The sequence below is a fragment of the Serratia sp. 25CWL12 genome (genome assembly GCF_055790885.1).
The window spans coordinates 1,585,061-1,599,076 of sequence record NZ_CM147698.1 but is presented as its reverse complement, the minus strand read 5'-3'; the positions used below and the strand labels follow the sequence as shown (position 1 = coordinate 1,599,076).

The following is a 14,016-nucleotide window of genomic DNA, read 5'->3' as shown; positions in this document are numbered from 1 at the left end:
CTATATGGAGATTTTAATGAAAGCTTTTGGTAATAAATTCAAGTACGCCACTATCGTGTCATTAATGTTAGCCAGCGGATGGTGTTCTTTGCCAGCTTCTGCGCAGGAGGGACTCTCTGGTGGGCATAACAATACGGTGTCTACGGTGTTAGATGCCAATGGGCAGACCGCTGGTTCAGGGACCATTGCAAACGGTTATCGTCCTGTCGGAGAGGTTGTGCCGGAGTTGGCGCAAATTGTCTTCTACTATCCGGAAGGTAAACTTCCTGCGACGGTTTATGTGGATCGTCAACTGCAATCGGTACTATTGCCTGGCGAGTATACGGTCTTTTGTGTTGTCCCTGGTGGGCACGCCATTGAGTCCTACTTCCAGGATCAACCGTTGTATCAAGGTAAACTGGCCCCCAAACATCAACTGAAAACCCTGGGTGCAACGACCTATTTCCTGGTGGTTAATCCAGGTGAGACCGGGACCACGACAGCGTTAGCTAAACGCTCTGTGGCTGAGGCGGATTTGCAATCTATGCGTCTACAGTCGCGCATTATTAATCGCGCGAAGCAAGTGAAAGCCTGCGAATATGTTAAGGGTGGTACCGCCGTGTTGTTGCAGGAAAGTCTCCATTTTCCTACCGGCAAAAGTCAGTATGGTTCAATCTTACCGGCCTCAAAAGCTAAATTGGACCATGTCATAACATTCCTTAAGGAAGGGAATAACGTCTCTGACATTCAGTTAATTGGTTACACCGATGCTATTGGTAATGCGGCAGCAAACCAACGCTTGTCACAGGCCAGGGCAAATACGGTTCGCGATACACTGATCCGTGCCGGCGTTAATCAAAATTTGATCACTCATACCAGTGGTATGGGGATCGCCAAAGATGCTGAGCAGTGTGAAGCCAATGCCAAGCATCAAGATAGTAGCTGTAACACCCAGGGACGTCGGGTAGATATTGTTGTTAAATAGCAGTGCATTGTTAAATAGCAATGCGTTGTTAAATAGCAGTGAATAACGCTTCCCAATCTTTGAGTTCCGTTTCCGTGGTAGGGTCGGTATACCTCTTTTATGCCGAACCTGCTCACGGATTTTCTCACTGTCACCACCCGTGACAATGAAATCTATCGGTAAGCCACAACCATCAACAGCCAGATAGATTTTCGTCGTGTTGCCACCCTGCCCTTTTTCTATAGACGCTTTCCCCTCAGAGCAATCACCTGCCATGCTGATGGGCTTTAACGATGCGACCGTCTATAAATATCAGCCAATTGCCTAAGCTCGACAAAGAGCTACATTAAGAACGCCTTTCTTTGACCACAAGTTAAACCGCCGATAGATGGCACGCCAATGTCCAAAAGCGCCTGGGACATCACGCCAAGGGCAGCCAACCTGCATTCGATACAAAATACCTTCCACCCTATTTCTGGGTTCTGGCTTGCTATAGACACGACCTGTTCTCAGCATCAAGTGGATTAGCGTTGACCAGTATTCATCTGCTGATATCGTTTTTAGCAGATTATGCTGTTTTGGTTGGTTTTTGTCGAAAGTAATTGTAGCTGTCCATCATGCCACCTAATAATCCACCACGAAAGATCATCTCCCCCTAAGTTATTCGGAACATTCTTATTCAAAACGTTGTTTTTTTCAGCAACAATGGTGGAAGTTTAATCAGTCTTGTATCTACATTTTAACCAGTTCTCCACGTAGCGTACGATATCTGTTCCCACCAAGGGAGGTCAGAGAACCATCACGGAGCAAAGGTTAAAACATCATTTAAGTCTCAGGTGGAGTTACGAAGTAATGGAAAAAACGATAGTTTTGGCTGTTAACAATGGCGAAGGGAAAACCCGTTTATTAACCGCGAATGCCAACAATGCAGTTAAAGTTAAATTAATTCACGGTAATAAATACGTCTTAAAGAATCTAGGCAATGATTTTGCTCCGGAGAACGTGACTTTAGTTCGTGTCGGCAAGGCGTTGCACGTGATCCAGGAAGGGGACACACAAGCCAGTATTATTATTGAAGACTACTTTAATGGTGAAGCCAACAACCCGGTGTTACTGGGAATGGCTGAAGATGGCCAGCTGTATGCCTATGTTCCCTTGTCCGGGGAAGGCTATGAGCACGGCTATCTCTTTACTGATGGTGAGTCATCGCCTGCAGCATTAGGTGGTCCATCTCAAGGCAGTGGTGAAGGCATTTTTGTCGCTTCTGATGATAATCATGATGCGCTATTTGGTTTTTTGGGTTTTCTGGCGGCAGCGACAGCGATCGGCGCTGGGGCCGCGGTTGCCTATCATAACCGTAGTAAAGATGATAATACCCCTGAAGCGACCCCTCCGGCAAAACCGGCGATTGGCGGTGCACTTGACCATACGGGTTCTATTCAGGGCCAAATTAAAAACGGCGGCCAGACAGATGAATCTCATCCTACCTTAAGTGGTACAGGTGTCGCTGGTAACATCATCACCGTGTATGACAACGGTAGTGCCATTGGCAGCGTGGTCATTGATGGCAATGGCAACTGGACATTTACCCCTGATCAAGCAATGGGTGACGGCGCTCACCAAATGGTGATCACCGAGACTGATCCGTCTGGTAATGTCAGCTCGCCTTCTGATCCTCTGAACTTCACGGTTGATGCCACACCGCCGGATGTCCCTGGTATGCAGCATGTCATGGACAAAACGGGGAACGTTGTCGGTGAAATAAAACCGGGTGATTCCACGGATGATTCACGTCCTGTCCTGACCGGTAGCGGTCAGCCAGGTGACAAAGTGACTATCTATGACAACGGTAATGTGATTGGCGAGACCGTCGTCAATGACGATGGTCGTTGGTCTTTCCAGCCAGAGACACCGATGACTGATGGAAAGCACAACATCACGGTTTCTGAAACCGACCCTGTGGGTAATGAGAGTAAGCACAGTGGTGGTTGGGAATTTAACGTCGATACACAAGCCCCTACCCAGCCTGCTATTGGGAGCGTTATCGATGACGTCGGTGCCGTTACCGGCCCATTGACCAGTGGCAGCACCACGGATGATACCCAACCTGAACTGAAAGGTGTGGGGCAACCTGGCGATGTCATTATTATTAGTGACAATGGTAAGCCGATTGGCTCGACGGTCGTTAATGGTAAAGGTGAATGGAGCTATCAGGTTGAAGAGCCCCTGGCCGAGGGCAACCATAGCCTGACGGTCAGTGAAGTTGACCCGGCCGGTAATGCCAGCACACCTTCTGATCCTATTGTGATCGTGGTTGATACCACGGCTCCAGCTCAACCTGATGTGTCGAATGCCCAGGATGACGTGGGTGCTATCACCGGCGCAATCAAGAATGGCGGTACAACCGATGATACTCAGCCTAAATTCAGTGGTGGCGGCCAGCCTGGCGATATTATCAATATCTATGATAACGGTGAAAAGATTGGTTCAACGGTGGTTGGGGATAACAACAAGTGGAGCTTTACGCCTGAGACACCACTCGACGAAACCAATCACAGTATTACCATCACGGCAACCGATCCAGCAGGTAACGAAAGTAAGCCCTCTGAGCCGTTGAACTTTACTGTGGATACCACGTCTCCGTTAGATGACCCTGCCCATTTGGCGATTACTTCCGTCGAAGACCGCGTGGGTGGTAGCCAGGGTGCGGTGGCCAAGGGTGCGGTGACTGATGACAGCCAACCGTTGATCAGCGGTATTGGTACTGCGGGTGATACGGTATTTGTCTACACCACCGATGCTGCTGGTCAGCATCTGATTGGTAGCGCAGTCGTGCAAGACAATAATACCTGGAGCATGTCACCAGAACTGCCATTGTTAGAAGGCAGCAACCAACTGGTGATTATTGCTCAGGATCCTGCAGGCAACCGCAGTAATTTCTCCTCTCCGAGCTATGACGTTACGCTGTACATCCCGGTATCTACTCAGCCGTCTATCGGCAGTGTGGTGGACAACGCAGAGCCACACGTGGGCCCATTGCAGAAGGACGATTTAACCAACGACACCACCCCAACCCTGAGTGGGAGTGCAACAGCCAACAGCCTGGTCAAGATCTATGATAACGGTGAACTGATCGGTTCAACCACGGCCAATGGCAAGGGTGAGTGGAGCTTTACCCCCGATGTGGCCCTGAAAGATGGCAACCATAATCTGACCACCACCGCAACGGATATCGCAGGTAATGTCAGCGCACCAAGCGGCAGCTTCGGTATTAATATTGACACCACCGTACCTAATCCGGCTGGCGATATCGTTATCACCGACAACGTGGGTGAGAAGACCGGTGAAGTGAATCCGGGAGATACCACCGATGACCGTTCACCAAACCTGAACGGTACCGGCGAACCGGGCGGCACGGTCACTATTTATGACAACGGTGAAGAAATCGGTACTGCCAAGATCGATGATGAAGGTAAATGGACTTTTACCCCGACTGATCCGCTGGATAATGGCGACCACACCCTCAATACCACGGTGACTGATCCGGCGGGCAACGTGAGTGAGCCAAGCCCGGATATCAAGATTGTGGTGGACGATACCCCGGTGCTGGTACAGCTGGGGTCAGTCAATGACAACGTAGGGTCTGTAACCGGTAACCTGCAACCCGGTCAGGTCACCGACGATGCACGTCCAGAACTGAACGGCAGCGGCAAGCCAGGCAGTGTCATCACCGTGAAGGATGGGGATGATGTGCTGGGCACCACTATCGTCAAGAAAGATGGTAGCTGGAGCTTTACGCCAGAGACCGATCTGATCGAGGGTAACCACAGCCTGACCGTGACGGCAGAAGATGCCGCCGGTAAGAAGGTAACCTCTCCCGCCTTTGAACTGAAGGTAGATACCGCCGCCCCAGAGCAGCCGGTGATGGGTAACGCCATTGATGACGTAGGCGATAACCGTGGTCCATTGACCAACGGCAGTGCTACTGACGATGCCAACCCGACCTTCGAAGGGACGGCAGAGCCAAATAGCATCATCAATGTCTATGATGATGGCAAACTGTTGGGGTCGGTTGCTGCCGGCGACGATGGTGTCTGGTCGTTTACCCCAACCACCCCATTGGTGGAAGGTGAGCACAAGATCACCACTACTGCGACGGATAAGGCGGGTAACACCAGTGAGCCATCTGACATCTTTAAGTTGACCACCGACTACTCTGCACCGGATGCCAGCAAAGTGACGATCACTGGCGTGGATGATCAAGTGGGTGGTAAGACCGGCAATGTGGCTTCGGGTACCACCACCGATGACGCCCGCCCAACCATCAGCGGCACCGGTGCGGAAAAAGGTAACATCATTACGGTGTACCGCGGCAGCGAGATTATCGGCACGGCGATCGTGCAGGATGATCTCTCCTGGTCAATGAAGCCGACAGCGCTGCTTGTGGATGGTCTTGCTGAGTTGACCGCGACAGAGAGTGATGCGGTAGGCAACACCACGGTGGCATCACCCGAATACAGCATTACCATCAGAACTGGCGCGCCAGTACCACCAGTGATTACGTCGGTGGACGATAATGTCGGACCTGTGACTGGACCGCTGCAGAAGGGTAAAGTGACTGACGATAATACCCCGACGCTGAAGGGTACCGCCGTGGCAGGTGGCATCGTGAAGGTGTATGACGATGGTGAAGTCATTGGTAGCGTGAAAGTGGAAAATAATGGTAGCTGGAGCTTTACGCCAGAAACGGCATTGATTGATGGCAACCACAAGCTGACCGCGACGGTGACCGATGAGATTGGTGTCACCAGCAAACCGACAGGTATCTTCGACATCATGGTCGATACCAAGGCACCGGCACTGGTCACAGACCTGGTGGTGACCGACGATGTGGGCAGCGTGACCGGGCCAATCAGCACCGATGAAACCACTGACGACAACACGCCAACCCTGAGTGGCAAGGCAGAGCCGAACAGTGTGGTGACTGTGTGGGATAATGACGAGGTGATTGGCACCGCGTTGGTGAATGACCAGGGTAACTGGAGCTTTACGCCAAGCACGCCATTGAATAACGGCCCACATGATCTGACCACCACGGTGACGGATCCGGCGGGTAACACCAGCGGTGAAGGGCAACACCTGATTTTCAACGTAGATGTGGTGCCAGGCCAGGTACAACTGACTGGTCTGCAAGATGACGTGGGCAGTATCACGGGTTCCGTAACACAAAATGGGGTGACGGATGATACCCGTCCGACGCTGACCGGTACCGCGAAGGTGGGCAGTGTGGTGACCATCAGCGATGAAAATGGCGTACTGGGCAGCCTCACAGTAGAGGCAAGTGGTAACTGGAGCTTTACGCCAAGCAGTGACATGAGCCAAGGTTTACATACCCTGAGTGCCAGTGCCAAAGATCTGACCGGTCATGTCAGCACCACTGGCACCTGGGTATTTACTGTGGACTCCGTGGCCCCGACAGCACCGGTTATCGACTCGGCAGCAGACGATGTGGGTGATATCCAGCCACAGAGCATGACTAGCGGCAGCGCGACGGATGATCCATCGCCTACCCTGAGCGGCCATGCGGAAGCCAACAGCATAGTGAAGATCTATGACCAACATGGTGAGATAGGGTCAGCACAAGTTAATGGCAGCGGCCAGTGGAGCTTTACGCCAACCAGCGGCCTGTCAGAAGGCACGCATGATTTTTACGTCACGTCCACCGACAAGGCGGGTAACGTCAGCCAACAATCGACAACCTTTACCCTGACGCTGGACTTCACGCCACCGGATGTGAGCAAGGTGGCGATCACTGAAGTCGTCGATCAGTATGGTTTGGTGACAGGCCCGGTCAGCAAGGGTAACGTGTTGGATGATCGCAATCCGTTGATTAACGGTACCGGTGCTGAAGAGGGTAACACCATCACGGTATACAGCACCGATGGCAATGGGCTGACCAAAGTACTGGGTACCACCACCGTAGGCAGCAATGGCCAGTGGACGTTGACCGCGACGGGCTCACTGTATGACGGTAAAAACACGTTGACAGTAGAAGAGACTGACAAGGTAGGTAATAGCGCCAAGCCGAGCACCAGCTATGACGTTATTATGTCATTGACCCCAGGCACTCCGGTTATCGACAGTATTATTGATGATACCGGCGCTACCCGTATGCCATTGGCTAGCGGTAGTTTGACCAAGGACAATACGCCAACCTTGAGCGGGACCTCTTCGGTGGCTGAAGGCGATACGATTACCATCTATAACGATAAAACTGTGGTAGGTACGACTACTGCAGGCCCAGGTGGTAGTTGGAGCTTTACACCCAACCCGGCATTGGCAGACGGTACTTACAACTTCAAAGTGACGGGGACCAACGATGCAGATCAGGAGAGTGCGCCGAGTGCGACTCAAACCATCACCATTGATGCGACGATTTCTGATGCGGTAATTACCATCACCTCAATCAGTGATGATTTGGGTATCAGCAATACCGACTTCAACACCAGCGATACCACGTTGTTGATTAACGGTACACTGAACAAGGCCCTGCTGGCAGACGAGTGGGTCGAAGTGAGTGTTGATGGCGGCCAAACCTGGACCAAAGCGAGCAGCACGACCGCCAGCAGTTGGACGGTAGATCTGCAAAGCAAGCCGTTGACGTCAGCTGACTATACCATCCAGGCGCGTGTGGTTGATCAGGCGGGTAATATTGGTGACACCGATGCACATGCGCTGACCGTGAGCACCGTGGCACCGAACCTGAATGGTTTGACCACCACAGCGGGTATTACCACCGATACCTCGAACGGTTTGACCACCGGCGATCTGTTCAGCCACAGTGCGACAGCGGTAAACAGCGATATGAACACCCGCGACCGTACGGTGACCATCAAGGGGGCGTTGAGCGCTGCGCTGCAGAACGACCAGTATCTGCAGATCTCCTTTGATAATGGGAGTAACTGGACCACGCTGTTGTCTGAAGCCGGGACTAACTGGAGTCATCAGTTGGCTGCGGTCACTCAGAGCACCACGTTTAACTACCAACTGCGGGTGATTGATGCTGCCGGTAACCTGGGCACGAACGTCAATTTCAATAGCAACTATAAGGTTGTGATTGATCTGGAGGCACCGAATGCGATCCTTGGTGCGCCTGATGTGCCGCAAATTGTTAACAGCACCACCACCTACACCTTCAACGAAGCCAAGTACGGTAAGGTTGAAGCAGGGGCGATTGTTTCACTGGTGAGTGATGTCAACGGTAATGGGACCTACCAGGAAGGGCTGGATCAGATTATCGGCTTTGCTAGAGCCAATGCTGACGGTAGCTGGTCAATCAGCAGCACACTACCAGCCGGCGCGCATAATCTGGCCTTTATGGTGTGGGATGAGGCTGGTAACCGTTCTTCGTTAAGTGCCTCCACCAGTATCGGGGTCACTGAGGGTGATGGTAATACGCTGATCGTGCAGAAGTGGGGGGGACGACCGATGGGGAAGGCCTTGGCGTGAATGCGGCAGCAGTGACCATTGGGACAAATGGCTTGTGGTCATTCTTCCAGAGTGCGCGTGCTGCAACGGGCACAGGTACCGCTAACGCTGGGCGAGTCTACAATATGCAAAACCTGGAGGATTACAACTCCAAGTACCTGGCACAACCAAGCGATGTAACCGAGGGAAGTTATGGCCGCTTTATTAACTCGGCGACCTTTGCGGATATTAACCGAGATGGTTTGACTGATGTGATGTCACAGGTCAGCTCTTATGGTAACGGTGGACGTACTGCCTACTGGATGCAGAATGCTGATGGCAGTTACACGGCGAAATCAGTAGACCAAGGCAGCCTTAACCACTTAGGGGGGGTGATAGCCTATGACCGTCACGGTGATGGCTATCTGGACTTTGTGTTGGCGGACTCGGAAGCAGACTCTATATCGTTCCTTAAGAACGAAAATGGTGTACTGAGTGCTGACGGCACAAATGGTAATCCAGGTGGTGCGCTGCCTGCTGGCTTGAGCTTTATGCACGAACTTGGGGCGGTGGATATCGATAATAACGGTACCATTGATATTACTGGCCATGTCGACTTCAACACACTTACGTCGAACGGAGGTAACCTCGGGCGCGGTCTTGCTGTCTTGTATAACCAGACCACAGGTACCAACCAGACCAACTTTGGCAAAGTAGATATTTATTCCAATGTGTTCCGCAATGACGGCCATGAAGATGCCGGTGATAGGGCCATTTCCATGACCTATGCCGATTACAATGGTGATGGTTGGTTGGATCTGTTCCTGAGCCGTGGTTCTAAAGGCGCTACTGTTGGTAACACTGATGAAAGCCGTATCTATCTGAACGATGGCACGGGTAATCTGAATGCTACAGACGCTCAGGCATTATGGTTTGGTGACAACTTGGATGGTGGTGTTTCATTGGCGGTTGACTGGAACCATGATGGTAAAATGGACATCGTTGAAGTGCCACGCTCGGGTGTTACCGCTAGCCCTGCACTCTATCTCAACACTGGCACTAACAACTGGTCGGCTGCCGGCATTGCTCTGACAGCAACCACCTACAGTAATCTGACGGGTGCAGTCGCCCTGGATTATGATTGGGATGGTTCAATGGACCTGGTGCTGTATCGTTCAGGTGCAGATGGCGCAGTGGTGTCGAGTGATAATGCTGCACCGACCTTGCTGGTGAAAAACACCAACATTGCCGCTGATGGTACCAGCCTGCAGATCCGTATTGTTGATGGCCAAGGCATCAATACCTTCTACAGCAATACCGTCAAGCTGTATAACTCGAAGGGTGAGTTGGTGGCAACGCAGTTGATTAACCCACAGTCCTCGGGCTCGAGCAACAGTATGGGTCTGGTAAGCTTCTTCGGGTTGGATCCGAATGAAGTTTACTCGGTGCAGTTGTTGCGTATTACCAATGGCCAGACCAACCATGTTGGCGCAGAAAGTAGCCAAGGCGGTTACACCAATAGCACGGTTAATGAGAACTGGGGTGGCTTAACCACCGGTAAATCCCATGATGCGTATGTACTGACGGCGGAAAGTGATACTGCTGCCACCAATACCACTGCAACGGGCATTGTCGGTACCGGCTATAACGATACCTTTTTTGCTTCAGCGGGTGACGATACCTACAACGGGAGTGGTGGCTGGAACCAGATTGTCAGTGGTAAGGCAGTCTGGAGTGCCACAGCGGGGATGGATATCGTTGATTACAGCCGTTCGTCTGCGGCCATTACGGCTAATTTGTGGGAAGGTACGGCCACAGGCCAAGGCTCTGATAAGTTGATCAGTATCGAAGGCTTGATTGGCTCTAGCCAGGGCGATACCTTTACTGATAACTCGGCTAACAACCTGTTTGAAGGCCGCGGCGGCAACGATACGTTCTACCTGATTAACGGTGGTAACGATACGTTGATGTATAAGGTCTTGGCAGGGATGGAAACTGACGGCACCGGCGGTAATGGCAGCGATATCGTCCATGGCTTCCATGTGGGTGACGTGGTGACTGACGGTGATGCGGACCTGATTGACCTGAGTGATCTGCTGGACTACAACGGCTCAATCTCCTTCTTCCAGGATGATGGCAATATGGAATTGGACTACTCTTCCCAAGGTATTCTTAAGTACCTGAAGGTGGAGAACGTCGGCAATGACACGGTGATCAGTATTGATCGCGATGGTTCAGGCAATGCGAACGTCTTTACCAGTGCCATTACGTTGGCTAATGTCCATACTGATCTGGAAACGTTGTTGCAAAATAACCAAATTATTGTCTAAGCAATAACCAAATTATTGTCTAACCAATAAATTGGGAGCCCACAGTGGAAACACTGTGGGCTCTTTTGCATAGCTGATCAACAGATTACGGATGACCTAATTCAGGGTGATGACAACAACAGCAATTTATTGATATTGATGGATGAAATAGTTTGCGGGTAGTTCTGGCACGGCAAACGGCTAAATCGGTCAGGTGAGCCATTGCGGGTTGCTCTCATCTATATTGGTTTTCAGTTGTGGTTCTGGTGAAGAGGAATAGGAAGCAGACACGCACTGCCATTAAAGGTAGCTACAGACTGTTGATGAGGAAAATTGTCCGATTGAGCTACTCAATAGGCTCGAGGGTGTTGTCAGTGGACTTAAATAATCTGAGTTTGAGTACATTCCCATGTTATTGCATGGAAGTTACGAGAAGATTTACGATTTTATTTCAATGAGTTGTGGAACCAAAAAGCTTCCACTGGAAGAAGAATTGGAGCGGGAAACGAGACTCGAACTCGCGACCCCGACCTTGGCAAGGTCGTGCTCTACCAACTGAGCTATTCCCGCGTCGCATAGGTACTATCTTATCATTGACTTATTACTGGCTTACTTATTACTGGCTTACTTATTACTGGCTTACTTATTACTGGCTTACTTATTACTGCGTCATCTGTTGTTCAACAGCATGATTTTCTCATTTTTAGCCAGAAAAAAACCAAGCTTAAATTTAACACATTGATATTAAATGATTTTCAACATTCTCTGCCAATGTGGGGCGCATTATGTACCAATCGTTTTGCCTTGGCAACCCCCACTTTTCAATAAAATGCTGTCTGACATTCTGAGTGAACATTTTCCGTTCATAGCGATCTATTCTTGAACACCCTTAGCGGTGCGACTGATATCGCAGCGTTCCCCCCTCCTCTGTGATCTTCCTGACAATAACAAACAAAAAATCGATTTTAATCAAAAAAAGAATGATATTTTCTATTTATTGAAATTGTATTTCAATAAATAAAACTACATTATTGCCGTGATGCCGCTTATCGATACTGGTCACTGCGGCAATCAAAAAATAGAATTTTTTTCCAGAAAAATGATGTTTAAACATCACGTTAACCTGATTGGAGAAGAACATGTCTGGTTTTTTATTTTCTCGCCGTATTGCCTGCTGTCTACCCCTGGTATTCAGTGTATTAGTTAGTGGGTGCGATAATGGCTCGAGTTCAAACATGAACTCAAACACGAACTCAAGCGAAAACGCGAACTCGAATGAAAATTCGAACTCGAATGAGAACTCAAACTCAAACGAGAACTCAAACGAGAACTCAAACGAGAACTCGAATTCAGACTCCCCCGTTGATCGCTCTGCCGCACCACAAAATGTGCGTATTCCGCCACTTGCCTATGATGAACATAGTGTGGTGCTAGTATGGAACAAGCCGCAACAATACAACAATATCAGCGATTATAACGTCTATATGAATGGCAAATTGCTTGGTGGCACCAAAGCCAACCACGATGCCTACTCACCGGCTAAGCCCTATATCGATAATTTTTATCAAAACCGGGATCCTAATCAGTGGCATAGCAAAATCAGCCTGCATAATTTTACTGTTCAGAACTTAACGCCTGAAACCACCTACCAATTTACGGTACGTGCAGTTTATGCTGATGGAACCGAATCGATAGAAAGTTTACCACTGGCATTTACAACCCCCACCGCGCCCCAAGTAGTCAATATCCAAAACTACGGCGCAGTAGGTGATGGTACGACACTGGATACCGCGGCAATCCAAAAGGCCATTGATAGCTGCACCATTGAACTGTATCCACAAGGCTGTAAAGTGCTCATTCCCCCGGGCACCTTTAAAACCGGCGCACTGTTCTTACACAGTGATATGACGCTGGAAATCACCGCCAATGCCACTTTGCTAGGGTCGGCATCCCCTGACGATTACCCGCTGGAAAAAGGCTATTACCTCTATCCTTATCAGCTCCCTGCCCCACTGCCAAAACGTCCGCCATCATTGATTAATGCGCTAAAGCCCAATGATACTGGCTCTGCCCATGCCGGTACCTTCAAGAATATTCGCATTGTTGGTCAGGGAACCATTGACGGCAATGGCTGGGTACGCGGCATCAAAGCGGGTGGCCCAGAAAATCTCACCGATGAAACGGGTAACACGCTGCCACAATATCGTGCCAGTAATGTCAATAAGGTCAATACGGACGGTATTCTCGCCGCGGCACAAACTGCACAGGGGATTGCTGATGGTCTGCCTGCCAGTACCGCATACAGTAACCGACGCTCCAGCTTAATCACCTTACGCGGTGTCGAGAATCTCTACATTGGCGAGTTGACGATATTAAACCCGGCCTATCATGGCATCATGATGTTGGAAAACGAGAATATCGCCATCAATGGCATTATTAATAAAACCTACGATGCCAATAACGCCGATGGGCTGGAGTTTGGTAATAGCCAGAACGCCATGGTGTTTAACAGCTTCTTCGATACTGGCGATGACTGCGTAAACTTCGCGGCAGGTTTCGGCGCAGGAGTTGAGGAGTATCACCAACCGCCGCAAAGTGGCACCTGGATTTTCAATAACTATTTCCGTAATGGTCACGGGGCCGTTGTCGCTGGTAGCCACACTGGTGCCTGGATCGAGAATATTCTGGCGGAAGATAATGTGATGTACCTGACCGATGTTGGTCTACGGATGAAAAGCCGCCCTTACTATGGTGGTGGTGCACGTAATGTAGTATTTCGCGACAATGCGATGTCATCCCTTGGCAAGCAACCGTTTATCTTTACTATCAAGTACGCTTCCGATGTTAATGACGCGGTGCCTGCATCAGAACCGGCGCAATTTCGTGATGTACAAGTACAAAATATCAGCATTGATGGGGGTACCCAAAATAGCATTTTGGTTGACGGTATGACCGTTGCGGAGATGGAAGCGGCTTATGGCTTCACTTTCCCACGTGATGCGTATCATCAAAACCTGCATTTTGAAAATGTCAGATTTAACCACGCCATTGCGACCAATATCTCCTTTCTACATAACAGCCAATTCGATAATGTAACTTATCTTGATACGCAAAAGGCATGGAACTTCAGCTATATACAAGATGTTTTGCTACATGACTCAGTCAATAACATCACCCTGACCACGCAGGCCGATGAAGTGCTGACTTATGAAGCCGCAACAAATTAAAGGAGCGTAACTTAATTTAAGTCCGCCGTAGATTCATGTCCTGGTTTTCTACTCACTGCACTGTGATGTA

General features: G+C 50.0%; 3 protein-coding genes, 1 tRNA gene and 2 pseudogenes. 4 read left to right on the top strand and 2 right to left on the bottom strand.

Annotated features, from left to right (window positions below):
* The first annotated feature begins 16 nt into the window (after nt 1–16).
* Nucleotides 17–964 carry an OmpA family protein gene (locus ACX9GV_RS07090; protein WP_473197546.1) on the top strand — a complete coding sequence of 316 codons (948 nt, stop codon included), beginning with the start codon at nt 17–19 and terminating at the stop codon, nt 962–964.
* A 51-nt stretch (nt 965–1,015) separates the two neighbouring features.
* Here ACX9GV_RS07090 and ACX9GV_RS07085 read toward each other — a convergent pair.
* Nucleotides 1,016–1,510 (bottom strand): annotated as a pseudogene (locus ACX9GV_RS07085) (IS5 family transposase); the annotation flags it as partial.
* Nucleotides 1,511–1,795: 285 nt separating this feature from the next.
* On the opposite strand from ACX9GV_RS07085, the gene ACX9GV_RS07080 reads away from it, so the two are divergent.
* On the top strand, nt 1,796–8,452 hold the full coding sequence (locus ACX9GV_RS07080) for an Ig-like domain-containing protein (protein WP_473197545.1): 6,657 nt from the start codon (nt 1,796–1,798) through the stop codon (nt 8,450–8,452).
* Nucleotides 8,449–10,740 (top strand): FG-GAP-like repeat-containing protein, encoded by a 2,292-nt coding sequence (locus ACX9GV_RS07075; RefSeq protein WP_473197544.1) that lies wholly within the window; start codon nt 8,449–8,451, stop codon nt 10,738–10,740. The genes ACX9GV_RS07080 and ACX9GV_RS07075 overlap by 4 nt, the downstream gene beginning before the upstream one ends.
* A gap of 473 nt (nt 10,741–11,213) precedes the next feature.
* On the opposite strand, the gene ACX9GV_RS07070 is transcribed toward ACX9GV_RS07075, so the two are convergent.
* A tRNA-Gly gene (locus ACX9GV_RS07070) sits at nt 11,214–11,289 on the bottom strand.
* A 770-nt stretch (nt 11,290–12,059) separates the two neighbouring features.
* Here ACX9GV_RS07070 and ACX9GV_RS07065 point away from each other — a divergent pair.
* Nucleotides 12,060–13,946, top strand: a pseudogene (locus tag ACX9GV_RS07065) (glycosyl hydrolase family 28 protein); the annotation flags it as partial.
* Nucleotides 13,947–14,016 lie beyond the last annotated feature (70 nt).